24 protein-coding genes are annotated in these 25757 nt (G+C 54.0%); 19 read left to right on the top strand and 5 right to left on the bottom strand.

Features of this window, described 5'->3' with window-relative positions; all coding sequences use genetic code 11:
• Positions 1–149 precede the first annotated feature (149 nt).
• From phoB to AAIG39_RS02255, 7 genes are all read left to right on the top strand, one after another.
• Positions 150–839 carry a phosphate response regulator transcription factor PhoB gene (gene phoB, locus AAIG39_RS02285; RefSeq protein ID WP_041852545.1) on the top strand — a complete coding sequence of 230 codons (690 nt, stop codon included), beginning with the start codon at positions 150–152 and terminating at the stop codon, positions 837–839.
• A 21-nt stretch (positions 840–860) separates the two neighbouring features.
• Complete coding sequence (gene phoR / locus AAIG39_RS02280) at positions 861–2156, top strand: phosphate regulon sensor histidine kinase PhoR (RefSeq protein WP_249569927.1); 1296 nt, start codon at positions 861–863, stop codon at positions 2154–2156.
• A 408-nt stretch (positions 2157–2564) separates the two neighbouring features.
• The gene (gene brnQ / locus AAIG39_RS02275) at positions 2565–3884 is read left to right on the top strand and encodes a branched-chain amino acid transporter carrier protein BrnQ (RefSeq protein WP_343193100.1); all 1320 of its coding nucleotides are present in this window, start codon (positions 2565–2567) and stop codon (positions 3882–3884) included.
• A gap of 79 nt (positions 3885–3963) precedes the next feature.
• Entirely contained in the window at positions 3964–5316 is a 1353-nt protein-coding gene (gene proY, locus AAIG39_RS02270) for a proline-specific permease ProY (protein ID WP_343193099.1), read from the top strand.
• Positions 5317–5599: 283 nt separating this feature from the next.
• Positions 5600–7417 carry a maltodextrin glucosidase gene (gene malZ, locus AAIG39_RS02265; RefSeq protein ID WP_343193098.1) on the top strand — a complete coding sequence of 606 codons (1818 nt, stop codon included), beginning with the start codon at positions 5600–5602 and terminating at the stop codon, positions 7415–7417.
• 85 nt (positions 7418–7502) lie between these two features.
• Positions 7503–10208, top strand: a complete 2706-nt coding sequence (locus AAIG39_RS02260; RefSeq protein ID WP_343193097.1) for a DUF2339 domain-containing protein — start codon at positions 7503–7505, stop codon at positions 10206–10208.
• Complete coding sequence (locus tag AAIG39_RS02255) at positions 10205–11581, top strand: DUF3999 family protein (protein ID WP_343193096.1); 1377 nt, start codon at positions 10205–10207, stop codon at positions 11579–11581. The genes AAIG39_RS02260 and AAIG39_RS02255 overlap by 4 nt, the downstream gene beginning before the upstream one ends.
• Here AAIG39_RS02255 and acpH read toward each other — a convergent pair whose 3' ends face one another.
• On the bottom strand, positions 11582–12163 hold the full coding sequence (gene acpH, locus AAIG39_RS02250) for an ACP phosphodiesterase (protein ID WP_090082667.1): 582 nt from the start codon (positions 12161–12163) through the stop codon (positions 11582–11584).
• 200 nt (positions 12164–12363) lie between these two features.
• On the opposite strand from acpH, the gene queA reads away from it, so the two are divergent.
• The 6 genes from queA (at position 12364) to yajD (ending at position 18492) form a co-directional block, all read left to right on the top strand.
• A complete protein-coding gene (queA, locus tag AAIG39_RS02245) occupies positions 12364–13428 on the top strand; it encodes a tRNA preQ1(34) S-adenosylmethionine ribosyltransferase-isomerase QueA (protein ID WP_249569921.1) in 1065 nt (354 codons plus the stop codon).
• A 197-nt stretch (positions 13429–13625) separates the two neighbouring features.
• A complete protein-coding gene (gene tgt, locus AAIG39_RS02240) occupies positions 13626–14753 on the top strand; it encodes a tRNA guanosine(34) transglycosylase Tgt (protein ID WP_047371608.1) in 1128 nt (375 codons plus the stop codon).
• Positions 14754–14775: 22 nt separating this feature from the next.
• Positions 14776–15114, top strand: a complete 339-nt coding sequence (gene yajC, locus AAIG39_RS02235; RefSeq protein ID WP_041852533.1) for a preprotein translocase subunit YajC — start codon at positions 14776–14778, stop codon at positions 15112–15114.
• A gap of 27 nt (positions 15115–15141) precedes the next feature.
• The gene (secD, locus tag AAIG39_RS02230; protein ID WP_090082663.1) at positions 15142–16989 is read left to right on the top strand and encodes a protein translocase subunit SecD; all 1848 of its coding nucleotides are present in this window, start codon (positions 15142–15144) and stop codon (positions 16987–16989) included.
• Positions 16990–16999: 10 nt separating this feature from the next.
• Positions 17000–17971, top strand: a complete 972-nt coding sequence (gene secF / locus AAIG39_RS02225) for a protein translocase subunit SecF (RefSeq protein ID WP_090082660.1) — start codon at positions 17000–17002, stop codon at positions 17969–17971.
• Positions 17972–18144: 173 nt separating this feature from the next.
• On the top strand, positions 18145–18492 hold the full coding sequence (yajD, locus tag AAIG39_RS02220; RefSeq protein WP_047371603.1) for an HNH nuclease YajD: 348 nt from the start codon (positions 18145–18147) through the stop codon (positions 18490–18492).
• A 98-nt stretch (positions 18493–18590) separates the two neighbouring features.
• Here yajD and AAIG39_RS02215 read toward each other — a convergent pair whose 3' ends face one another.
• From AAIG39_RS02215 to AAIG39_RS02205, 3 genes are all read right to left on the bottom strand, one after another.
• Positions 18591–19469: a nucleoside-specific channel-forming protein Tsx gene (locus tag AAIG39_RS02215; protein WP_090082658.1), complete on the bottom strand. Its 879-nt coding sequence runs from the start codon at positions 19467–19469 to the stop codon at positions 18591–18593.
• 295 nt (positions 19470–19764) lie between these two features.
• Positions 19765–20307, bottom strand: a complete 543-nt coding sequence (locus AAIG39_RS02210) for a SadB/YajI family lipoprotein (RefSeq protein WP_249569915.1) — start codon at positions 20305–20307, stop codon at positions 19765–19767.
• A 31-nt stretch (positions 20308–20338) separates the two neighbouring features.
• On the bottom strand, positions 20339–20473 hold the full coding sequence (locus tag AAIG39_RS02205; RefSeq protein ID WP_283775973.1) for a hypothetical protein: 135 nt from the start codon (positions 20471–20473) through the stop codon (positions 20339–20341).
• On the opposite strand from AAIG39_RS02205, the gene nrdR reads away from it, so the two are divergent.
• The 6 genes from nrdR (at position 20461) to pgpA (ending at position 24560) form a co-directional block, all read left to right on the top strand.
• Positions 20461–20910, top strand: coding sequence for a transcriptional regulator NrdR (nrdR, locus tag AAIG39_RS02200; RefSeq protein ID WP_047371600.1), 450 nt, complete (start codon positions 20461–20463; stop codon positions 20908–20910). The two genes, AAIG39_RS02205 and nrdR, sit on opposite strands and share 13 nt — an antisense overlap.
• A gap of 2 nt (positions 20911–20912) precedes the next feature.
• Entirely contained in the window at positions 20913–22016 is a 1104-nt protein-coding gene (gene ribD, locus AAIG39_RS02195; RefSeq protein ID WP_343193095.1) for a bifunctional diaminohydroxyphosphoribosylaminopyrimidine deaminase/5-amino-6-(5-phosphoribosylamino)uracil reductase RibD, read from the top strand.
• 89 nt (positions 22017–22105) lie between these two features.
• Positions 22106–22576, top strand: coding sequence for a 6,7-dimethyl-8-ribityllumazine synthase (gene ribH / locus AAIG39_RS02190; RefSeq protein WP_041852524.1), 471 nt, complete (start codon positions 22106–22108; stop codon positions 22574–22576).
• A gap of 19 nt (positions 22577–22595) precedes the next feature.
• On the top strand, positions 22596–23015 hold the full coding sequence (gene nusB, locus AAIG39_RS02185) for a transcription antitermination factor NusB (protein ID WP_041852523.1): 420 nt from the start codon (positions 22596–22598) through the stop codon (positions 23013–23015).
• 74 nt (positions 23016–23089) lie between these two features.
• The gene (gene thiL, locus AAIG39_RS02180; RefSeq protein WP_343193094.1) at positions 23090–24067 is read left to right on the top strand and encodes a thiamine-phosphate kinase; all 978 of its coding nucleotides are present in this window, start codon (positions 23090–23092) and stop codon (positions 24065–24067) included.
• Entirely contained in the window at positions 24045–24560 is a 516-nt protein-coding gene (gene pgpA / locus AAIG39_RS02175) for a phosphatidylglycerophosphatase A (protein WP_343193093.1), read from the top strand. The genes thiL and pgpA overlap by 23 nt, the downstream gene beginning before the upstream one ends.
• Before the next feature lie 78 nt (positions 24561–24638).
• Here pgpA and AAIG39_RS02170 read toward each other — a convergent pair whose 3' ends face one another.
• Positions 24639–25613 (bottom strand): aldo/keto reductase, encoded by a 975-nt coding sequence (locus tag AAIG39_RS02170; RefSeq protein WP_343193092.1) that lies wholly within the window; start codon positions 25611–25613, stop codon positions 24639–24641.
• Between the last annotated feature and the right edge of the window lie 144 nt (positions 25614–25757).

The raw sequence follows: 25757 nt of genomic DNA, 5'->3' as shown, positions 1-25757 counted from the left end.
GACACTCGAGCCGCCAGTGAAAGAATTTCCCACTGTCATAAAACAAAGGCTTGGGTCACCTGTTGGTCATTTGTTTCATAAATCTGTCACAAAAGTGACGCATAATGGCGCCGCACTTAGCTGATGACTCAAATTAAACAGGGCAAATTATGGCAAGACGCATTCTGGTCGTAGAAGACGAAGCGCCAATCCGTGAGATGGTGTGCTTCGTGCTCGAACAAAACGGCTTTCAACCTGTCGAAGCGGAAGATTATGACAGCGCGGTGAACCAACTTAATGAACCCTGGCCCGACCTGATTTTGCTCGACTGGATGCTGCCAGGTGGCTCAGGTATTCAGTTCATTAAACACCTCAAGCGTGAAGCGATGACCCGCGATATCCCGGTGATGATGTTGACCGCTCGTGGCGAAGAAGAGGACCGCGTGCGCGGACTTGAGACGGGCGCGGACGATTATATAACTAAGCCCTTTTCGCCGAAGGAGCTGGTGGCACGCATTAAAGCCGTCATGCGCCGTATCTCCCCGATGGCGGTAGAAGAAGTCATTGAAATGCAGGGGCTGAGCCTTGATCCGAGCTCCCACCGTGTGATGACCGGGGAAAATCCCCTCGACATGGGGCCGACGGAGTTTAAGCTACTGCATTTCTTTATGACCCATCCTGAGCGTGTTTATAGCCGCGAACAGCTGCTGAATCATGTCTGGGGAACGAATGTGTATGTAGAAGACCGCACGGTGGATGTTCATATTCGCCGACTGCGTAAAGCGCTGGAACACAGCGGCCACGATCGTATGGTTCAAACCGTTCGCGGCACGGGTTATCGTTTCTCGACCCGTTTCTAAAATCTGAAAGGAGCGTGACGCGTGCTGGAACGGCTGTCATGGAAAAGGCTGGTACTCGAACTCATCCTTTGTTGTCTACCTGCCGCGCTGCTCGGCGCTTTCTTTGGTTATCTGCCCTGGTTTTTACTGGCGGCGGTCACCGGGTTACTGGCCTGGCATTTCTGGAACTTAATGCGTCTTTCCTGGTGGTTGTGGGTCGATAAAAGTATGACTCCTCCACCGGGGACGGGAAGCTGGGAACCGCTGCTTTATGGTCTGCACCAGATGCAGATGCGCAACAAAAAACGCCGTCGCGAGTTGGGTAATCTGATCAAACGTTTTCGTAGCGGCGCAGAGTCGCTACCTGATGCGTTAGTGATGATTACCGAAGAGGGGGCGATTTTCTGGTGTAATGGTCTGGCGCAGCAATTGTTGAATTTACGCTGGCCGGACGATAACGGGCAAAACATCCTCAACCTGCTGCGTTATCCGGAATTTACCCGCTACCTTAAAACGAAAGATTTCGCCCGCCCGCTTAATCTGGTGCTTAACAGTGGTCGCCATCTGGAGATCCGTGTGATGCCCTACAGCGAGCAGCAATTATTGATGGTGGCGCGTGACGTGACGCAAATGCATCAGCTTGAAGGGGCGCGACGTAACTTTTTTGCTAATGTCAGCCACGAGCTGCGCACACCGCTGACAGTATTGCAGGGCTACCTGGAAATGATGCAGGAGCAGACGCTGGAAGGGCCGCCGCGTGATAAGGCGCTGCACACCATGCGTGAGCAGACGTCGCGAATGGAAGGCCTGGTCAAACAGTTACTGACATTATCCAAAATAGAAGCGGCGCCGACGTTACCGCCGAATGAGATTATTGATGTGCCGATGATGCTGCGTGTTGTTGAGCGCGAGGCGCAGACATTAAGCCAAAAGAAACATGAGCTTGAATTCGTCGTCGACAATGGCCTGAAAGTGCTGGGTAATGAGGATCAACTACGCAGCGCGATTTCGAATCTGGTCTATAACGCCGTGAACCATACGCCAGCGGGAACACACATTACCGTGCGCTGGCAGCGCGCGACCTCTGGCGCGCAGTTTATCGTTGAAGATACGGGCCCGGGAATTGGACCTGAACATATTCCACGTCTGACAGAGCGCTTTTACCGGGTCGATAAAGCTCGTTCCCGGCAAACTGGCGGTAGCGGTCTGGGGCTGGCTATCGTAAAGCACGCGCTTAACCATCACGAAAGTAAGCTTGAGATCGACAGTACGCCGGGTAAAGGCACCCGTTTCAGCTTTACCTTGCCTGCACGTCTCGTCGTGAAGAACGCAAGCTGACACCTGAGGTGTCAGCTTTTCTTTCCATTTCTGTCATTGACCCGCTTTTCACTCTTCGTTTTTCCCGAATCTTCAAACGAATTGTATCCATGACTATTTTTTGTTCGCATGATTAGCCATCCGTTTTTCTTATATACAGTATCTTAATCTGGTATCTTTCCTGGAGTTGGTATAACCATCTGGTTTTGCGATCCCTTATTGCCTTTAAACGTTATAAGCGTTTAAATTGCGCCCCGTACGTCGTCAGACCGACTGTATTTGCGTGGTAAATCGAAAAACTATTCTCCGTCACGCAGTGCGGGAAGTGTTTCCCGCTACGTTTTAAGGTTATTTCCGCCCTAATGTTCCGCTGAAATAAGGCGAAAATTTCTACACTTACAACATCACATCCACAGGCAGTAAACGTTTATGACCCATCATTTAAAACCACGAGACATTGTTGCTCTGGGCTTTATGACTTTCGCGTTATTCGTCGGCGCCGGAAACATCATTTTCCCTCCGATGGTTGGTTTGCAGGCGGGCGAGCACGTCTGGACTGCCTCAATTGGCTTTCTGATTACCGCCGTGGGGCTGCCGGTTCTGACCGTTATCGCGCTGGCGAAAGTGGGCGGTGGGGTCGACAGCCTCAGCACGCCGATTGGCAAAGTCGCTGGTGTACTGCTGGCCACCGTCTGTTATCTGGCAGTGGGGCCGCTGTTTGCTACGCCGCGTACCGCGACAGTATCGTTTGAGGTAGGGATTGCGCCACTGACCGGTGAAGGCTCACTGCCGTTGCTGATTTACAGCATTATCTACTTTGCGCTGGTCATTCTGGTGTCGCTCTATCCGGGTAAGTTGCTGGATACCGTCGGGAATTTTCTCGCACCGCTGAAAATTATCGCGCTGATCATTCTCTCCGTCGCAGCTATCATCTGGCCAGCCGGTCCGATTAGCCATGCTATGGATGCCTACCAGCATGCGGCTTTCTCGAACGGTTTTGTGAACGGTTATCTCACCATGGATACGCTGGGCGCGATGGTGTTTGGTATCGTTATCGTTAATGCGGCGCGTTCACGCGGCGTAACGGAAGCCCGTTTGCTGACCCGATATACCGTCTGGGCTGGCCTGATGGCCGGTGTCGGTCTGACGCTGTTGTATCTGGCGCTGTTCCGTCTGGGTTCCGATAGCTCGACGCTGGTGGATCAGTCTGCCAACGGTGCGGCGATTTTGCATGCCTATGTTGCGCATACGTTTGGTGGCGCGGGTAGCCTTCTGCTGGCTGCGCTGATTTTTATCGCCTGCCTGGTAACGGCAGTGGGCCTGACCTGCGCCTGTGCTGAGTTCTTCTCGCAGTATCTGCCGCTCTCTTATCGCGCGCTGGTGTTTATCCTGGGCATCTTCTCCATGGCGGTGTCAAATCTGGGCCTGAGCCATCTTATTCAAATTTCTATTCCAGTGCTGACAATGATTTATCCGCCGTGCATCGCACTTGTGGTGTTAAGCTTCACGCGCTCCTGGTGGCATAATTCGACCCGCGTTATTGCGCCGGCGATGTTTATCAGCCTGGCGTTTGGCGTGCTGGATGGTATCAAAGCGTCTGCGTTTAGCGATATGCTTCCGGCCTGGACTCAGCGGCTGCCGCTGGCGGAGCAGGGGCTGGCCTGGTTGATGCCGACAGTGGTAATGGTGGTTCTGGCTGTGTGCTGGGATCGCGCTGCCGGGCGTCAGGTGACATCCAGCGCCCATTAATTGCATAATAAGGTTTACCAACCACGGGACGTTAAATCCCGTGGTTTTTTGTTTTTTTTAGATCCTGGAACAGGAAACCATGGAAAGTACGAACAAGCTAAAGCGAGGTCTTAGTACCCGGCACATTCGCTTTATGGCCCTGGGGTCGGCGATTGGTACCGGGCTGTTTTACGGTTCCGCTGATGCCATCAAAATGGCCGGGCCAAGCGTATTGCTGGCCTATATCATCGGTGGGGTGGCGGCGTATATCATTATGCGCGCGCTGGGCGAGATGTCAGTGCACAACCCGTCTGCCAGTTCATTTTCCCGTTACGCGCAGGAAAACCTCGGCCCGTTGGCCGGTTATATCACCGGCTGGACCTATTGTTTCGAAATCCTGATTGTGGCGATTGCCGATGTGACGGCTTTTGGCATTTATATGGGCGTCTGGTTTCCCGCCGTACCGCACTGGATCTGGGTGCTCAGCGTGGTGCTGATCATCTGTGCCATCAACCTGATGAGCGTGAAGGTCTTTGGCGAGCTGGAATTCTGGTTCTCCTTCTTCAAAGTCGCCACCATCATCATCATGATCGTCGCCGGTTTTGGCATTATCATCTGGGGGATTGGCAACGGCGGTCAGCCTACAGGTATCAGTAACCTGTGGAGCAACGGCGGTTTCTTTAGTAACGGCTGGCTCGGAATGGTGATGTCGCTGCAAATGGTGATGTTCGCCTATGGCGGTATTGAAATCATCGGTATCACTGCCGGAGAAGCGAAAGAGCCGGAGAAGTCCATTCCACGCGCGATCAACTCGGTGCCGCTGCGTATCCTGGTGTTCTATGTGGGAACGCTGTTTGTCATCATGTCTATCTACCCGTGGAACCAGGTGGGGACTGACGGTAGCCCGTTCGTGCTGACTTTCCAGCATATGGGGATTACCTTCGCGGCCAGTATCCTTAACTTCGTTGTGCTGACAGCCTCACTGTCGGCGATTAACTCCGATGTGTTTGGCGTGGGGCGTATGCTGCACGGTATGGCGGAGCAGGGCAGCGCGCCAAAAGTATTTGCCAAAACTTCCCGTCGCGGCATTCCATGGGTCACCGTTATGGTGATGACGATTGCACTGCTGTTTGCGGTTTATCTCAATTACATCATGCCGGAAAACGTCTTCCTGGTGATTGCCTCGCTGGCGACGTTCGCCACCGTATGGGTGTGGATCATGATCCTGCTGTCGCAAATTGCTTTCCGACGCCGTTTGTCACCGCAGGAAGTGAATGCCCTTAAATTCAAAGTGCCGGGCGGTGTCACCACTACCGTCACTGGCCTGGTTTTCCTGGTGTTTATTATTGGACTGATTGGCTGGCACCCGGACACACGTATTTCGCTGTATGTAGGTTTCGCGTGGATTGTCCTGCTTCTGATTGGCTGGATGTTTAAACGCCAGAAAGTATAAGTTCGTTGACGCCCGGTAGCGCCTGGCTACCGGGCAAACAATGCCTTACCACCGCCAACATTTTCCACCAGACCGCACCCTGCGCAAATCACGATATTCTCCAACGTCATAATCACGCCCGAACGCCGCCCGGCGTTAAACAATTCACGCATAGGCTATATGAAAAAATGCACAGCGAGTTTTCTGCGCCCTGGCTCTCAACCCCTTAAAAAAGCAGAAAAGATGAGCTGGTAAGGCTGGATTTGTGCAAGAGTGAACTCATTTTTCACAGAGGGGAAAGTCGATGTTGCAAGCCTGGCATCTGCCTGTCGCACCGTTTGTAAAACAGAACAAAGACCAACTGGTGATTACGCTCTGGCTAACCGGAAGTAAGCCCCCATCCCGGGTCACGCTTCGGGCCGAGATAGATAATGAAGAGACCTCAATACCGATGCGGCGGGTTCGTCAGGCGCCAAAACCTGGCGTGACGGCGTGGCGTGCAGCCATCTCGTTGCAAAGCGGGCAACCGCGGCGACGTTACAGCTTTAAGCTGCTGTGGGCTGACCGCCAGCTCTGGTTTACCCCGCAGGGGTTTAATCAGTTTCCCCCTGCACGGCTGGAGCAATTCGCCGTCGATTTTCCCGATAACGGACCGCAGTGGGTGGCGGAACAGGTGTTCTATCAGATCTTCCCCGATCGTTTTGCCCGTAGCGAACAATATAAAGATCAGCAGGACAATGTTTACTATCACCACGCCGCAGGCCAGGAGATCGTGCTGCGCGACTGGGATGAACCGTTGAGCGCAGAAGCCGGCGGTTCAACTTTTTACGGTGGCACGCTGGACGGTATCAGCGAAAAGCTACCTTATCTGCATGAACTGGGCGTGACCGCGCTCTACCTGAACCCGGTCTTTGTCGCCCCCAGCGTACATAAATACGATACGGAAGATTATCGTCACGTTGACGCGCGTTTTGGCGGCGATCAGGCGCTGTTTCGCCTGCGTCACAATACTCGCAGCCTTGGGATCCGCCTGGTGCTGGACGGGGTGTTCAATCACAGTGGCGATTCACACGCCTGGTTTGACCGGCATAACCGCGGCACCACTGGCGCCTGTCATAACCCCGCTTCCGAATGGCGTGAATGGTACAGTTTTGATGAGAATGGCCGCGCTCGCGACTGGCTGGGCTACCCAAGTCTGCCAAAGCTGGACTACCAGGCGCATACGCTGGTGGAAGAGATGTACGAGGGTGAAGACAGCGTGGTACGCCACTGGCTGAAAGCCCCCTGGAATATGGATGGCTGGCGGCTGGATGTGGTGCATATGCTGGGCGAGGGAGGCGGCGCGCGCAATAACCTGCAACATGTTGCCGGGATTACCAACGCTGCCAAAGAGACATTGCCTGAGGCCTATATCGTTGGTGAGCATTTCGGTGATGCGCGCCAGTGGTTACAGGCGGACGTAGAAGACGCTGCCATGAATTACCGTGGCTTTACCTTCCCGGTATGGGCGTTTCTGGCGAATACCGATATTTCAATGGATCCGCAGCAGATCGATGCACAAACCTGCATGATGTGGATGGATAATTACCGCGCCGGGCTTTCGCATCAGCAGCAGTTGCGCATGTTCAACCAACTGGATAGCCACGACACACCGCGTTTTAAAACAGTGTTGGGGAAAGATGTGGCCAGGTTGCCGCTGGCGGTGATTTGGCTGTTTACCTGGCCCGGCGTGCCCTGCATTTACTATGGCGATGAAGTTGGGCTGGACGGTGCCAACGATCCCTTCTGCCGCAAACCTTTTCCATGGGATAAAGCGAAACAGGACACGGAACTACTTGCGCTCTATCAGCGGATGTCCCGCCTGCGCAAACGTAGCAAGGCACTCTGTTACGGTGGATGCCACGTTATCTACGCCGAAGAGAATGTGGTGATCTTCTTGCGTCTGTATCAGCAAGAACGGGTACTGGTGGCAATTAACCGTGGCGAACCCTGTGAGGTTGTCCTGCCGGAATCGCCGCTGCTGGATGTTAAAGTCTGGCATGCTAAAGAGGGTAAGGGCACATTACAGGATGGAATAATATCGTTACTGGCAATCTCTGCCTCTGTGTGGCAGGGGAACTAACACCTACCAGAAAGCGCAGCGGGAATAGCGCAATTCCGATACTTTGTGCCAAAGTATATGCACGCTCCGGAATGAAGGTGAAATCATGGATGGACTGGTACTGATAGCCTGTACTGTGTTGTTTATATTGCTGGTGGTTATACCGGTAATGTCGATTCTGGCTTACCGGCGTAGCAATGCGGCCAGAGATGAGCTGTCGCGTCTGCGCCAGCGTGTGGATCTGCTTGAACAACAGCTTAGCAGGCGAGCTTTGAGCGAGGCGCCTGTCGCGCAAGAGGCCGTTTCACCTGTTGATTCGCCTGAGGTTATCGTACCTGAGGTTATCTCGCCTGAGGTGTCAGTCCCGGAACCGCAGGCCGAGCCAGAGCCCAGGCCGGTCACCCCCGAACCCATTCCGGTGAATGTCTGGGCGAGAGGGACGCCTGCGGCGGTCATTTCAGCCAGGGATTCCGTACCTGTACCGGAACGTGAAGGGCCCGCGCCCGTCAGCCAGTCTGGCGGTATGGTAACTTCGCTGGTACGCTGGTTTATGCAAGGTAACCCGCTGGCAAAGCTGGGTATTATTCTGCTGTTTCTCGGGCTGGCCTTTCTCTTTCGTTATAGCGTCGAACGCTCGCTCTTCCCGCTGGAGCTGCGTCTGGTCGTTGCCGCGCTGGGCGCGATGGCACTCTTATTCCTCGGCTGGCGTTTGCGGCACAAGCAGCCTGTCTTTGCCTTAATTTTACAAGGTGGTGCGACAGGCGCGCTCTATTTAACAGTCTTTGGCGCGTTTCGACTGTGGCAGATGCTCCCCATGTCGCTTTCGTTTGCACTGCTATTGTTGATTTGCGCAGCCAGCGTCGGGCTGGCGGTGCTGCAGCGAGCGTTAAGCCTGGCTATGCTGGCGAGTCTTGGCGGTTACGCCGCGCCACTGCTGTTATCCTCAGGTGGCGGTAGCCATGTCACTTTATTCTCTTTCTACTTATTACTTTCTGTCGGCATCCTTGCGATCAGCGTCTGGCAGCACTGGCGCGAACTTAACCTGCTGGGGATGTTCTTCACCTTCGGCGTGGGTAGCCTGTGGGGTATCGCCGACTATCGGCCGCAGTACTATCTGAGCTGCCAGCTCTTCCTGATTGCTAATTTGCTTATCTTTGGCGTATTGAGCGTGGCGCTGTCACTGCGGGCGCAAAAGAAAGGCCAGCGCATTGTTGATGGCGTGCTGCTCTTTGCCCCACCGCTGGTCGGGTTTGGCATGCAATATGCCATTACATACCACCTGACATATGGTCCGGCACTCAGCGCGCTGGGCTACGGCGCGTTTTATATGCTGCTGGCCTGGGGAGCTTTAAAACGCTTCCCTGGAGCGGGGAAACCGCTGGTACTGGCGGCGCTGGCGCTCGGCGGCGCATTCACCACGCTTGCTATTCCGCTGGCGCTTTCGGCCCGCTGGACGGCGATGGCCTGGGCGCTGGAAGGGCTGGGCGTGCTATGGCTTGGCGTAATGCAAGGGCAGCACCGCATGAGTTATAGCGGTACTGGCTTGCTGGTACTGGCGCTCGGCAGTGCGCTCTGGGCGATGACCGACGGTACAACGGCGCTTTCGGTGATGGTGATTTTTGCGGTACTGAGCGCGAGCTGGCTGGTTGCCGCCAGGTTGTGGCGTCGCCTGCCTGCGCCGGGAAGTCTGGTACTGCTGGCGGGCGGTATTACTTTCTGGCTGGTGGCGCTCTGGGGGGCGTCTGACTGGATGTTCAATAAAGGCATTCCGGCGGGGGTACTTGGCCTGTTGGCCCTCTCTGTCTGGGGCTGGCGCTATATGGCGCGGCGGCTTCACTGGCGGGCGCTACACTATGCCGTATGGCTGCTCTGGCCAGTGATGCTGGCGGTTTTACTCTGGCAGCTGACTATCGAGCAGCAATTGCTGGGGGCCGGTTGGCAAAACCTCGCCTGGTGCGCGGCGCTCCCCTCGGCGTATTTACTGTTATATCGGGAGCGCAGAGTCCCGGCCCGTCTGGCGCAGGGGCTTCATATTTCGCTATTGTGGATGGTTTTACTCGCGGCAGGAACCGAGCTTTTCTGGTTTGTTGATGCGCTCCCCTGGGGAATGGACGCCTGGCGTAGCGGCTTAATGATGGCGGCAGGCGGTATTGTCGTTTTACTGATAAATGCCGGAATTCACCGCGGTGTCTGGCCGCTACGCGTCTGGCCAGAATGGTATGGCTCACTGGGCTTGCTGCCTGTGGCCTTTCCGTTAATTGTGTTACTTGTTTTGGCGAATGTGCAGGACGGGCGCGTCATCCATATGCTCTATCTGCCGCTGGTGAACCCGCTGGAAGAAGGGGCGGCATTTGCATTGTTGGCCGTGTGGAGCTGGTGGCGTTTTTGCCATCTGCGCTTCCCGCCAGCGGCACAACGTGCGGCACCGCTGGTGCTCGCGGGGTTAAGTTTCTGGTGGCTAAATGGCCTGCTGCTCCGCGCCCTGGCAAATTATGGTCAGGTGGACTGGGATAGTGAGTCTCTCTGGCATTCCCGTCTGATACAGACCAGTTTTGCGCTCTTCTGGATGCTTGGCGCTCTGGTAGTGATGTTGCTGGCGACGCGGCGGGGAACGCGACAAGGTTGGTTCTGCGGAGCGGCACTGCTGGGCGTGGTTATCGTGAAGTTAATGCTGGTGGACAGCGCGGGCGGTGGCGGCCTGGCGCGGGCTATCGCCTTTATTGGCGTGGCGGTACTGGTGTTGATCGTGGGGTACTTCTCTCCCTTACCGCCGAAAGAGGCGAAGGCGTTCAGCGAGGAAGAAAAATCATGAAATGGAAGATAGCACTTTTTACCGGCGCGTTATGGTGCGCGGCATTACCAGGGCTTGCCCGGGAAAGCGTACCGGAGTCGCCGCAGGATTATGCCTGGGGCAGGTCGCTTACGACAACGGCCTCATCGCCCTGGTATCGGGTTTCGCTGCCCGACGACATTTATCAGCAAAGTGTCTGGCCAGATCTGCGTGATGTCCGGGTATTTAACCATCAGGGCGAGCGTGTGCCCTTTACGCTGCAAGTACAGCAGGCGCCGCAGCCCGCACCAAAGGAGCAGGCCTTACGCCTTTTCCCTCTTGCTGCCTCGCCCGTTGAAAAGCTGGCGGATACCGGGGAACGGATCTGGCTGCGCTCCCCGGAAGGTTATGAAATCAAGCTTGAGGGGGAACGCATAAACACAGTGGGAGATAGCTACCTGCTGGCGTTGCCGGATAACATGCAAAAGCTGAATGCAACGCAGCTTCAGCTTGGCTGGGATAAACCGGCAGTGAACTGGCAGGGGAAAGCGTCGCTCTACTACAGCAGTGATATGAAAGAGTGGGATTTAATGCAGGCGGATGCACCGTTGATGGACGTTGCAAGTGGTAGCGATCGCCTGACGCTGAATACCATCAATATCAATCTGTCGATGGTTATCAACTCCCCGCGCTATTTACTGCTGGTGTTTGATAAGCCGCAGTTGCCGGTAACCCTTACCCGCGCGGTGGTGATAGAAAACCCGGAGTCGATGGAGATAACGAACGTTGCTCTGCCAGCCGCCGGGCATGCGCTCTCGCAGGATAAAGCGCTTTACCATTGGGCCAGTTCGCAGCCCATTACCTCCATCGCCCTGAGTCTGGAAGAAGAGGGCACTCTGCCGGTGGAGATTGCCTGGCGCGCCGCCGCCAGCGAGGCGTGGCAGCCGCTGGCTAAAACAGTACTGTGGAATTTAAACGGTCAGATATCAGAGCCGATCCCCGTCGCGGTGGGTAATGTGCAGGAGATTCAGGTGACAACGGTCAATGCTCATCTGCCGAAAAGCGTACCGCAATTGACAGGGTTACGCCCAGGCCAGACGCTTATTTTTAATGCTCAGGGCGGCGGTCCGTACATTCTGGCGTGGGGGAATAAAGCGGCGCAAAGCGCGGCAACGGATCTTGATGCGTTGATTCCTGCGGCTTTACGTCAGAAGCATGCGCCGGAAAGTTTGCCGGAAGCGTGGGTTGGCGAAGAGGTAAAACTGGGCGGCGAAGCGCGTCTGAACGCCACTTCACCGATTGAGCAGCGCAGCCAGTGGCTCACCGGCCTGGTCTGGGCCGCGCTGGTACTCGGCGTACTGGCGCTGGCATGGATGGCGCTACGTATATGGCGCGAAGTGAAAGAGAAGGCGTGATTACAATGTTCTGGCTTCTGCCTGCGCCATCATTCGCGGGTAGAATTGCCAGAACTTCTCTTCAAGCGCCTCGTAATGGTCATCCAGGTCCTGCCATGAGTCACGCAGAGCATCGAGACGTGGTCGGCGACTGGCCATGCCGTTAAGCACGCGTTGAATAAATTCCATCTCCCGGTAGCGCTCCAGCCAGCGCTCAGACCATAAATAATCATTTAAATTGACGAAACGTGGCGGGGCTTCCGGCAGGATCACACTGACTTGCGCATGGGCGTAGCCGACAAATTCGCTAAGTGGCATGGACGGGGAGATCTGCTCCCAGTGGCGCGAGACGAAATGATCCCACATCACATCAAGCGTTATCGGTGCGACACGGCGTGTTTCTGGACGAAACCAACTGCGTGCTTCTTTGACTTCCGGCAGGTTATCGGTCAGTACATCGATACGACGATGCATATGGATGCCGGAAACCACCTCCGGCGCGTAGTGTTCTTCCGGATTGCCACGAACAAAATCCGCCAGCAAATTACCGGAAAGCGAGCTGTTAGCGAGGTGAGCCAGGTGCAGGTGTGCGAGAAAATTCATCGTTATACTCGTTTTTGTTCAGGTCGCATTGGGTAGTGGCGCTTGTCATTCGTCAGCAAGAAAGGGGAATTTCATGTGCTGTCGCCTTTTTGTAATGCGAATTATTTAGAGTATATGAACTCTCCGGAGGGGTAAAGGTTGCAGGGAGAACGCCCCGGCACTAGACTACCCGCCTCTTATTTACGTCTCGAGTTAGTGTCATGCGCGTTGCCGATTTTTCCTTTGAATTACCTGAATCCCTGATTGCCCATTATCCGCAGCCTGAGCGCAGCAGTTGCCGCTTGCTGTCGCTGGACGGGCCGACAGGTGCGCTTGCGCACGGTACGTTCACGGATTTACTCGACAAACTGAATCCTGGCGACCTGTTGGTCTTCAACAATACCCGGGTAATCCCGGCGCGCCTGTTTGGGCGCAAAGTCAGCGGCGGTAAAATTGAAGTGCTGGTTGAGCGTATGCTCGACGATAAGCGCATTCTGGCGCATATCCGCGCCTCAAAAGCACCGAAACCGGGCGCGGAGCTGTTGCTGGGCGATGACGAGAGTATCCATGCCACCATGGTGGCCCGTCATGATGCGCTGTTTGAAGTGGAATTTAATGACGAACGCCCGGTGCTCGATATTCTTAACGCCATTGGTCATATGCCGTTGCCGCCTTATATTGACCGTCCAGACGAAGAGGCTGACCGCGAGCTTTACCAGACGGTCTATAGTCAGAAGCCGGGGGCGGTTGCGGCGCCGACCGCTGGTCTGCATTTCGATGAACCGCTGCTGGCGCGTTTGCGCGAGAAGGGTGTTGAGATGGCATTCGTAACGCTGCACGTCGGGGCGGGAACCTTCCAGCCGGTACGCGTGGACAGTATTGAAGATCATATCATGCACTCTGAGTACGCCGAAGTGCCGCAGGACGTTGTCGATGCGGTGCTGGCAGCCAAAGCGCGCGGTAACCGTGTTATCGCCGTGGGAACCACCTCCGTGCGTTCCCTGGAGAGCGCGGCGCAAGCGGCGAAAGATGCGTTGATCGCACCGTTCTTTGGCGATACGCAAATCTTTATTTTCCCGGGCTACCAGTATCAGGTTATCGATGCGCTGGTGACCAATTTTCACCTGCCGGAATCCACGCTGATCATGCTTGTCTCCGCTTTTGCCGGTTACAGGCACACCATGCATGCCTACCAGGAGGCGGTTGCGCACAAATATCGCTTTTTTAGTTACGGTGATGCGATGTTTATCACGTACAATCCGCAGGCAATTAATGAGCGTCCGTAAGAAGGGTATCTTACTTGCTATTTTGCCGTCGGGCAGAGCTCGCCATCCTCACGTACTACATGTACGCTCCGGTGGTTGTGCGCTGGCCGGCGTCAGGCTGGCTGCGCGATGACGCCATCAGAAATTTTTTCGCTATGGAACCATTCTGTAGCGAATCGTTAACCATCAGACTGTCTCTCTGATGCAGGAGAAATAAAGTGAAATTTGAACTGGATACCACCGATGGTCGCGCACGCCGCGGCCGTCTGGTGTTTGATCGTGGCGTAGTGGAAACGCCAGCATTTATGCCTGTCGGCACCTACGGCACCGTTAAGGGGATGACGCCGGAAGAAGTGGAAGCCACTGGTGCCCAGATTATTCTTGGCAATACCTTTCACCTCTGGCTGCGTCCAGGTCAGGAAATCATGAAATTGCACGGCGACCTGCATGATTTTATGCAGTGGAAAGGACCGATCCTGACCGACTCCGGTGGCTTCCAGGTCTTTAGCCTGGGTGATATTCGCAAGATCACCGAGAAAGGCGTGCATTTTCGTAACCCGATTAACGGCGATCCGATCTTCCTCGATCCTGAAAAATCCATGGAAATTCAGTACGATCTCGGCTCCGATATCGTCATGATTTTCGATGAATGTACGCCGTATCCGGCAGACTGGGACTATGCCAAACGCTCCATGGAAATGTCGCTGCGTTGGGCAAAACGCAGCCGCGACCGTTTCGACTCGCTGGAAAACCCGAATGCGCTGTTTGGCATCATTCAGGGGAGTGTTTACGAAGATTTACGCGATATCTCTGTGAAAGGTCTGGTAGAGATCGGCTTTGATGGCTACGCTGTCGGCGGTCTCGCTGTGGGCGAGCCCAAAGAGGATATGCACCGTATTCTGGAACATGTTTGCCCGCAAATTCCGGCGGATAAACCACGATACCTGATGGGCGTGGGTAAACCAGAAGATTTGGTGGAAGGCGTTCGTCGTGGCATCGATATGTTTGACTGTGTTATGCCAACACGTAATGCCCGCAATGGTCATCTGTTTGTGACCAACGGCGTGGTGAAAATCCGTAACGCGAAATATAAGAGCGATACGGGTTCACTCGACCCTGAGTGTGATTGCTACACCTGTCGCAATTATTCGCTCGCTTACTTGCATCATCTTGATCGTTGCAACGAAATATTGGGCGCGCGACTCAATACCATTCATAACCTGCGTTACTACCAGCGCTTGATGGCGGGTTTACGTAAGGCTATTGAAGAGGGTAAATTAGAGAGCTTCGTGACCGATTTTTACCAACGTCAGGGGCGAGATGTTCCGCCTTTGAATGTTGCTTAATTTTAATAATGAGGGAATTTGAATGAGCTTTTTTATTTCTGATGCGGTAGCAGCAACAGGCGGCGCGGCAGGTGGCAGCCAGAGCCCGATGTCTCTGATCCTGATGTTGGCGGTGTTTGGTCTGATTTTTTACTTCATGATCCTTCGCCCACAGCAGAAACGCACTAAAGAACATAAAAATCTGATGAACTCCATCGCGAAAGGTGATGAAGTGCTGACCAACGGTGGTCTGGTTGGTCGCGTAACCAAAGTAGCGGAAACTGGCTACATTGCTATCGCGCTGAATGACACCACTGAAGTGGTTATCAAACGTGACTTCGTAGCTGCCGTTCTGCCGAAAGGCACCATGAAGGCGCTGTAATTTCTTGTTTTCCCAAAGGGAACTGCCGTGTTAAACCGTTATCCTTTGTGGAAGTACATTATGCTGGTCGTCGTCATTGCCGTCGGCCTGCTCTACGCACTTCCCAACCTGTATGGTGAGGATCCGGCTGTTCAGATCACTGGTGCGCGCGGTGTCGCCGCCAGTGAGCAAACGCTGATCCAGGTCCAGAAAACTCTACAAGAAGAAAAAATCGACGCGAAGTCTGTGGCACTGGAAAACGGCGCTATTCTCGCTCGCTTTGACAGCACTGACGTTCAGTTACGCGCGCGTGAAGCGCTGGTGGCTGAGCTGGGTGACCAGTTTGTCGTGGCGCTTAACCTTGCTCCGGCCACACCGCGCTGGCTGAGCGCAGTCAATGCCGAACCCATGAAACTGGGTCTCGACCTGCGTGGCGGTGTGCACTTCCTGATGGAAGTAGACATGGACACCGCGCTTGGCAAACTCCAGGAACAGAATATCGATAGCCTGCGTAGCGATCTGCGCGATAAGGGCATTCCTTACACCACCGTGCGTAAGGAAGATAACTATGGCCTGAGCATTCTCTTTCGCGATGCCAGCGCACGTGACCAGGCGGTCAATTATCTGACCCAACGTCACCGTGATCTCGTTATCACCAGCCAGGGCGACAATGCACTGCGTGCGGTGATGTCCGATGCGCGGTTGAGCGAAGCTCGCGAATACGCGGTACAGCAAAACATCAATATCCTGCGTAACCGTGTTAACCAACTCGGCGTAGCTGAGCCGCTGGTTCAGCGTCAGGGCTCAGACCGTATCGTGGTTGAACTGCCGGGGATTCAGGATACGGCGCGTGCGAAAGAGATTCTGGGGGCGACTGCGACTCTGGAATTCCGTCTGGTAAACAGCAATGTTGATCAGGCCGCTGCCGCTGCGGGCCGTGTGCCGGGCGATTCTGAGGTGAAACAGACCCGTGAAGGGCAGCCGGTTGTACTGTACAAACGTGTGATTCTGACCGGTGACCATATCACGGACTCCACGTCCAGCCAGGATGAGTATAACCAGCCTCAGGTGAATATTTCACTGGATAGCGCTGGCGGTAACATCATGTCTAACTTCACCAAGGACAACATCGGCAAACCGATGGCGACCCTGTTCGTGGAGTACAAAGACAGCGGCAAGAAAGACGCGAATGGCCGCGCTATTCTGGTGAAAGAGGAAGAGGTGATTAACATCGCCAATATCCAGTCTCGTCTGGGTAACAGCTTCCGTATCACCGGTATCAACAACCCGAACGAAGCGCGTCAGCTTTCTCTGCTGCTGCGTGCCGGTGCGCTGATTGCGCCGATTCAGATTGTTGAAGAACGTACCATTGGTCCAACACTGGGGATGCAGAACATCACTCAGGGACTGGAAGCCTGTCTGGCAGGTCTGGTTGTCTCCATCATCTTCATGATCTTCTTCTATAAGAAGTTTGGTCTGATTGCGACGAGCGCGCTGATTGCCAACCTGGTTCTGATTGTCGGCATTATGTCCCTGCTGCCAGGGGCGACGCTCACCATGCCGGGTATTGCGGGTATCGTGTTAACCCTTGCGGTTGCGGTCGATGCTAACGTACTGATAAACGAACGTATCAAAGAAGAGTTGAGCAACGGTCGTTCGGTGCAGCAAGCCATTGATGAAGGTTATAAAGGCGCGTTCAGTTCTATCTTTGATGCGAACGTCACCACGCTGATTAAAGTCCTGATCCTGTATGCAGTTGGTACGGGCGCCATCAAAGGCTTTGCCATTACAACCGGTATCGGTGTGGCAACGTCGATGTTTACTGCAATTGTCGGCACCCGTGCCATCGTGAACCTGCTGTACGGCGGCAAGCGCGTTAAAAAGCTGTCTATCTGAGGAGTGCGTTGTGGCACAGGAATACACTGTTGAACAATTGAACTACGGCCGTAAAGTCTGGGACTTTATGCGCTGGGATTACTGGGCGTTCGGCATCTCAGGTCTGCTGTTAATCGTCTCTATCGCCATTATTGGCGTACGTGGGTTTAACTGGGGTCTGGATTTTACCGGCGGTACGGTCATTGAGATCACGCTGGAAAAACCAGTGGATATGGACCAGATGCGCGACGCGCTGCAGAAGTCAGGCTTTGAAGAGCCGTTACTGCAAAATTTCGGTAGCAGTCGCGACATCATGGTACGTATGCCGCCTGTACACGGGGAAACCGGGGGGCAGGAGCTGGGCAGCAAAGTCGTTAAGGTTATTAACGAAACCAGCAGCCAGAATGCGACGGTTAAACGTATTGAGTTTGTTGGCCCGAGCGTGGGGGCTGACCTTGCGCAAACCGGTGCAATGGCGCTGCTCGTGGCGCTGATCTCTATCCTTGTTTACGTTGGCTTCCGCTTCGAGTGGCGTCTGGCGGCAGGGGTGGTTATCGCACTGGCGCACGACGTTATTATTACCATGGGCGTGCTGTCGCTGTTCCATATCGAGATTGACCTGACTATTGTAGCATCGCTGATGTCCGTTATCGGTTACTCACTTAACGACAGTATCGTGGTGTCTGACCGTATTCGTGAAAACTTCCGCAAGATCCGCCGCGGAACCTCTTACGAAATCTTTAACGTGTCACTGACCCAGACGTTGCATCGTACGTTGATCACATCCGGGACGACCTTAGTTGTGATCCTGATGCTGTATCTGTTTGGTGGTCCGATTCTGGCGGGCTTCTCACTGACCATGCTTATTGGTGTCACCATCGGTACGGCGTCCTCGATTTATGTGGCCTCTGCGCTGGCACTGAAACTGGGCATGAAACGTGAGCATCTGATTCAGCAGAAAGTGGAAAAAGAAGGGGCGGATCAGCCGTCAATTCTGCCGTAATCCGGTTCTCCGCTTAAAAAAAACCGCAGCCGCAAGCTGCGGTTTTTTTATGACTTCTATGGCCGCATGATTTCAGGAAGGACTTTCTCCTCCTTTAATCGGGGACATTGATAAAAAAGCTGCCTCGCGCGAAACTGGTATCTATCCGACATTTATCAGGCATTGACATACATATGGCGATTATCCCTAAAAACTATACGCGGCTGGAAAGCGGCTACCGTGAAAAAGCATTAAAACTGTTTCCATGGGTATGCGGGCGCTGTTCGCGGGAGTTTGTTTATTCGAACCTGCGTGAACTCACCGTTCACCATATCGATCACGATCATACCAATAATCCCGAAGACGGCAGCAACTGGGAACTGCTTTGCCTGTTCTGTCACGATCATGAGCATTCGAAATACACCGAAGCGGATCAGTACGGTTCTACGGTTGTTGCGGGGGAAGATGCGCAGAAGGATGTTGGCGAGGCGACGTATAACCCCTTTGCTGATCTGAAAGCGATGTTGAACAAGAAAAAGTAAAAATTCTCAAACGGATCTGAATAAAAAAAGCACCGATGAGCGTCTCGTTCGGTGCTTTTCTGTTCAGGTCATCCTTGCAGGATGAGGGATAACTTCACTTAGAAGTTATAACCCACCACCAGGTATCCACCCCAGCCGGTAGAGCGTACGTTCTCTTTCATCCAGACCAGGTCGGCATCGTTATTCCACTGACCACCATTGTGCCAGTAACGCGCAACAGCGGAGTAGTGCCAGTGATCGTAGCTCAGAGACAGAATGTGGCTGGACGCGATGGAGTTGTTGGTGCGCTGCTTAATGCCGTTCTCAGCATAGGCGCTCTTATCGCCCAGATCAGAGCCCCAGTCAAAGTTGGTGAAACCGATATAGCTCAGGTTGCCGCCCCACAGAGAGGTGATTGGCACAAAGTATTTCACTTTGAAACGGTAGCCGTCCCAGTCGTTCTGGTTTTCTGCACCGTAGTTCTGCCACTGGTATTTGGCATACACGTTCAGAGACAGGCTCATCGGCAGACCGGTATCAATATCGGTACCCAGACCCATGTACCAGGTGCTCTGGCGACCGGATGCGTTGCGACCCATATCGTAGATATAGTTGTTCGCGAAATACCACTCTTTGAACGGACCAAAGCTCAGATCGGTACCGGTCAGTTTATCAATGGAGAAGCGCGGTTCGATTTCCATAAACAGCGGAGAACCGTGGTTCCAGATACCTTTGGCCTCAGTGTTACCGCCAAAGAAGACCGGAGCATCGGCATAACCATAAAAATCAAACCAGTCTTTTTTGGCAAATGCTTCATATTCCAGGTAAGTATCGTTACGAATCTGTGGTCCGAAGCGGGTGTGATAGCTGCCTACCACGTTAACGCTCTGGTGCCACCAGTCAGACACGTATTCCGGTTTGCTGTTATCCGCTGCATTCACGGAGAAAGAGGTCGAAAAAGCCAGTGCAGCGCCGGCTGCGAGTAATGTTTTCTTCATAATTATGCCACTGATAAGAGATCCCTTACGGGAATGAAAGAATGCACGCATTGCGTTTCTAAATATTTCATGTTTCTGCGGGCTTATTATAAGTATCCTTGCTCACAAAAATACGTGTTGTTTCACATTACTGAAACACACGTAATCGATTGCGTTCACGTTTACGCGCATTCAGCAGCAGGGATTGTACTGATGATCATCAATGTTGCCAATAAATGGCACCCACCAGATTTTCATCCGGTGAGTGTTCAGGCGTAACAAAATGTGAATAAGCGCGACAGTGTCGGCGGGAAAATTACTGCGGACTGGCGGGCTGAATGTCGTGGATGCGGACGAAACCTAACTGATCTGGCGTAATCCCATTGAGTTGTAGCGCCACATCAACATCACTTGGCGCAAGCGTGCTGGCCGGCGCGCTAATCAGTTGGTTTTGCACGTTAACTTCCTGAAAGTTCTGCGTGGTGCCCTGAATTTGTCCCCACTCTACGGTGCCGCTGAACGCCGGGAGTGGATCGTTAGACTCCCCCTGAATTCGCAACGTGGCCCGCGTGCCGTTCGCATTTGGCGTGATGTCTTTCAACGTCATACGCAACATACCGATCTGGCTGTTCAGCCGGGCGGGGGTGTTGGAGCCAGGCAGCAGGTAGACGCCGTTGCTGGATTTTGCATTCAGCGCATTTTGCTGAGTGATTTTCACCGTCTCTTTGTTCAGTTTGGCCATTTCATTGTTCAGGGTGCTGACATCCTGATGCAATTGGCGGACCTCGCTTTGCTGTGCACAGGCGCTAAGGGCGAAAACGCTTCCCAGCAACAGGGATCTTAGGTAACGTCTTGTCATTCTGTCTGTTTCCTTGAAGATGAGGATGTTTTTAATGGTAGATCGCAACGACTGCGTTGCCATCGATCCATTGTCTCAAAATCGGCTCGTCTTTGTTGTCATGCCAGTTCAGGGTAAAATAGATTTCAGTTAACTCACTCGCCAGGACGTCGTATGCATTGCCCATTCTGTTTCGCCGTGGATACCAAAGTAATTGATTCTCGCCTTGTCGGTGAAGGTTCGTCTGTCCGTCGCCGTCGCCAGTGTCTGGTATGCAATGAACGTTTCACCACCTTTGAAGTGGCAGAGCTTGTCATGCCGCGCGTTGTGAAAAGCAATGAGGTTCGTGAACCGTTTAACGAAGATAAGCTACGCAGCGGCATGTTAAAAGCGCTGGAAAAACGCCCGGTCAGTTCCGACGACGTTGAAATGGCATTGAATCACATCAAGTCACAATTACGTGCGACCGGCGAGCGTGAAGTCCCCAGCAAAATGATCGGTAATCTGGTCATGGAACAGCTGAAAAAGCTCGATAAAGTTGCCTATATCCGTTTTGCGTCGGTATATCGCAGCTTCGAGGATATCAAAGAGTTCGGCGAAGAGATCGCCCGTTTACAGGACTGACCATGCTGGACGAAATGTACATGGCGCGCGCGCTTAAGCTCGCGCAACGCGGACGTTTCACCACCCATCCGAATCCGAATGTCGGTTGTGTGATTGTGAATAATGGCGAAATTGTTGGTGAAGGCTTCCACTATCGTGCGGGTGAGCCGCACGCCGAGGTTCATGCATTGCGTATGGCGGGTGAGCGTGCGCGCGGTGCAACCGCGTATGTGACGCTTGAGCCGTGCAGCCATCATGGCCGTACGCCGCCATGCTGCGAAGCGCTTATTGCCGCAGGCGTCTCCCGCGTTGTGGCTGCAATGCAGGATCCGAATCCACAGGTTGCCGGGCGTGGTTTGTACCGCCTGCAGCAGGAAGGCATTGAGGTCAGCCATGGCCTGATGATGGCAGAGGCCGAAGCGCTGAATAAAGGTTTTTTAAAGCGCATGCGTACCGGTTTCCCCTGGATCCAGCTTAAACTTGGCGCATCCCTTGATGGTCGTACAGCGATGGCCAGCGGCGAGAGTCAGTGGATCACGTCGCCGCAGGCGAGACGCGATGTACAGCGTTTACGCGCCCAAAGTCACGCGATTTTGACCACTAGCGCGACGGTACTGGCAGATGACCCTAAACTGACCGTCCGCTGGGATGAACTTAGCCCGGACGTACAGGGATTATATCCGCAGGAAAACCTGCGCCAGCCGGTACGCATCGTGGTGGATAGCCAGAATCGCGTGACACCTGAACACGCTTTAGTGCAACAGCCAGGGGAGACCTGGTTTGCGCGTACGCGCCATGACAGCCGCGCCTGGCCTGAATCCGTTCGTGAGATCCTTGTTCCGGAACATCGTGGTCATGCGGACCTGGTCACTTTGATGATGATGCTGGGCAAACAGCAGATCAACAGCATCTGGGTGGAAGCCGGGGCGCATCTTGCAGGTGCATTACTGCAGGCGGGTCTGGTCGATGAACTGATTGTTTATCTTGCGCCGAAACTGCTGGGTGCGGATGCCCGAGGGCTGTGCGTACTGCCAGGTCTTGAAGCGCTGGCAGATGCCCCGTCTTTTAAATTCAATGAGATACGTCAGGTTGGGCCAGACGTCTGCCTGCATCTGACCCACGCGTAGCCTCTGCTGTAAAAGGGAGGCAGCGCGTGAAATATTATGATAAAATCCGCCCCCCTGCGGGGTCTGAACTGAACCTGTAAAGGAAGAGTATGAACATTATTGAAGCTAACGTTGCTACCCCGGACGCTCGCGTCGCCATCACCATTGCGCGTTTCAACAACTTTATCAATGACAGCCTGCTGGAAGGTGCGATTGACGCCCTGAAACGCATTGGTCAGGTAAAAGATGACAACATTACCGTTGTTTGGGTTCCGGGCGCTTATGAACTGCCACTGGCGGCTGACGCACTGGCGAAAACCGGTAAATATGACGCGGTGATTGCGCTGGGCACCGTAATCCGTGGCGGCACCGCGCACTTTGAATATGTGGCTGGCGGTGCAAGCAATGGCCTGGCGCATGTCGCTCAGGACAGTGGAATCCCGGTAGCCTTCGGTGTTCTGACCACTGAAAGTATTGAACAAGCCATCGAACGCGCTGGCACCAAAGCCGGTAACAAAGGTGCAGAAGCTGCACTGACCGCGCTGGAAATGATTAACGTATTGAAAGCCATCAAGGCCTGAATTTTGTAAGGGGAATTCCGTGAAACCTGCTGCTCGTCGCCGCGCCCGTGAGTGTGCCGTCCAGGCGCTTTACTCCTGGCAGTTGTCCCAGAACGACATCGCTGATGTTGAATACCAGTTCCTGGCGGAACAGGACGTAAAAGATGTGGACGTTCTGTACTTCCGTGAACTGTTGACCGGGGTGGCGACTAACAGCGCGTATCTCGACGGCCTGATGAAGCCGTACCTGTCCCGCCTGCTGGAAGAGCTGGGCCAGGTTGAAAAGGCGGTGCTGCGCATTGCCCTGTTCGAATTGTCTAAACGTGATGATGTTCCGTACAAAGTTGCGATTAACGAAGCTATCGAACTGGCGAAAACCTTCGGTGCAGAAGACAGCCACAAATTTGTAAATGGCGTGCTCGACAAAGCAGCCCCCGCGATCCGTCCCCACAAAAAATGATCCGTAAGCCGGCATTGGGCGTTGTTTTGACACGCCCGATCCGGCTTTTTCCTTTCTTTGCTGAGGCATAACGTATGGCATGCGGCGAATTTTCCCTGATTGCCCGTTATTTTGACCGTGTAACAAGCTCGCGTCGTGACGTTGATACCGGCATTGGCGACGACTGTGCACTGCTCAACGTACCTGAAAAGCAGACGCTGGCAATCAGCACTGACACACTCGTGTCAGGCATCCATTTTCTTCCTGATATCGAACCGGCTGACCTGGCATATAAAGCACTGGCAGTGAATATTAGCGATCTGGCGGCGATGGGGGCTGATCCGGCATGGCTAACGCTCGCGCTGACGCTGCCGAGTGTCGATGAAGAGTGGCTTAAGGCGTTTAGCGACAGCCTGTTCGAACAACTCAATTACTACGACATGCAACTCATTGGCGGCGACACGACCCGTGGCCCGCTGTCGATGACGTTGGGTATTCATGGCTATGTCCCCGCCGGACGCGCCTTAAAACGTAGTGGAGCAAAACCGGGTGACTGGATTTATGTCACCGGCACGCCGGGGGATAGCGCCGCAGGGCTGGCTATTTTGCAGAAGCAGTTGCAGGTGGCCGACGCACAAGATGCAAAATATCTATTGCAGCGACATCTGCGCCCCGTTCCCCGCGTTTTACACGGACAGGCGATGCGCAACCTGGCAAGCTCGGCGATCGACCTTTCCGATGGTTTGATCTCGGATCTTGGGCATATTCTCAAGGCCAGTGGTTGCGGCGCGCGGGTTGATCTTAATGCGTTGCCTTATTCGCAGGCCATTGCGCGTCATGTGGATGCGGAACAGGCTCTGCGCTGGGCCTTATCAGGTGGCGAAGATTACGAGCTGTGCTTTACCGTACCGGAAATCAACCGGGGCGCGCTGGAGGTTGCCGTTGGCCATCTGGGTGTGCCTGTGACCTGTATTGGACAGATGAGCGCTGATGTGGAAGGCCTGAATTTTACCCGCGAAGGTAAAACAGTAACGCTTGACTGGAAAGGATATGATCATTTTGCCGCGCTTTAAAGACATTGCCAAAAGCCGTTTGAAAATGAGCAACCCATGGCATTTGCTGGCCACGGGATTTGGCAGCGGATTAAGCCCTGTCGTGCCGGGAACAATGGGCTCTTTGGCCTCTATCCCGTTCTGGTATCTGATGACCTTTCTCCCGTTGCAGATCTATTCGCTGCTGGTGATGCTGGGGATTAGCGTGGGCGTTTATCTTTGCCATCGAACGGCGAAAGATATGGGTGTGCACGATCATGGCAGCATCGTCTGGGATGAATTTATCGGGATGTGGATCACCCTGATGGCGCTACCGACTAACGACTGGCAGTGGGTTGCCGCCGGTTTTGTGATTTTCCGCATTTTCGACATGTGGAAACCCTGGCCGATTCGCTGGTTTGACCGCAATGTGCATGGAGGCATGGGGATCATGGTTGATGATATTGTGGCCGGGATAATCTCCGCAGGTATTTTGTATGCGCTGGGACACCACTGGCCGATTGGTATTCTCTAACCTTCATCAGACATAGCCCGGATAAGGCGTTGAACGCCGCATCCGGGACATTCCAGCATTTAATAACTCACTAACGCATTACTTAAATCCGACCACCGGATGCTGTTTGTACGGTGCTTCCATTTCAGCGATCTGCTCCGGTTTGAGCGTTAAATCTACTGCCTGTAACAGCTCTTCCAGTTGCTCTTCGCGCGATGCGCCGATAATCGGTGCGGCGATACCGGGTTTGCTCAGCAGCCACGCCAGCGCGACCTGTGCGCGCGTAGCGCCCGTTTCTTCGGCTATAAAGCCAAGACGTTCAGCAATCTGCGCATCGTTCTCATCGCTTTCGTTATAGAGCTTTTTCCCCACTTCGTCCGATACAATCCTGGCAGTGGTTTCACCCCAGGGCCGTGTCAGGCGACCGCGCGCCAGTGGACTCCATGGGATCACCGCGACTCCTTCTTTATAGCAGAGAGGCAGCATTTCACGCTCTTCTTCACGATAGATGAGATTGTAGTGATCCTGCATGGTGACAAAGGGGGCCCAGCCGTGCTGTTTTTGCAATTCCAGCGCCTGCGCGAACTGGTGGGCATGCATGGAAGATGCGCCGATATAACGGGCTTTCCCGGATTTTACGACATCATTGAGCGCTTCCAGCGTCTCTTCAATCGGCGTGTTGTAATCCCAGCGGTGGATTTGCAGCAGATCGACATAGTCCATCCCCAGGCGTTGCAAGCTGTCATCAATGGAACGCAGAATTTGCGCGCGGGAGAGGCCTTCCGTGAGCGTGCCGGATGCATGATAGACCTTGGTGGCAACCACCACCTCTTCACGGCGGGCAAAGTCGCGTAGCGCACGGCCCACGATCTCCTCACTGCTACCATCAGAATAGCTGTTCGCGGTATCGAAGAAGTTAATTCCGCCATTGAGGGCGTGCTGGATAATAAGACGGCTGCTCTCTTCCGGCAGCGTCCAGGCATGATTGCCACGGTCTGGCTCGCCAAAGGTCATACAGCCAAGGCAAAGGCGGGAAACTTTTAGATCTGTTTTTCCTAATGTGTTGTATTGCATCTCTCCACTCCTGCTTTTACTCGTCACATTTCGGTTGCAGATGCGTTGCCAGCGCCAGCGCGCCCCGGTCACATAGTTAGCTATACTCCCGGGGATTCACAGGTCTGCCGCCTTACTGAAACGCGAACTATGTAGAGTAAGATT

Source organism: Phytobacter palmae (genome assembly GCF_039409775.1).
Lineage (GTDB): Bacteria > Pseudomonadota > Gammaproteobacteria > Enterobacterales > Enterobacteriaceae > Phytobacter > Phytobacter palmae.
Note: the sequence above shows the minus strand (reverse complement) of the source record. Positions and strands in the feature narration are given on the sequence as shown.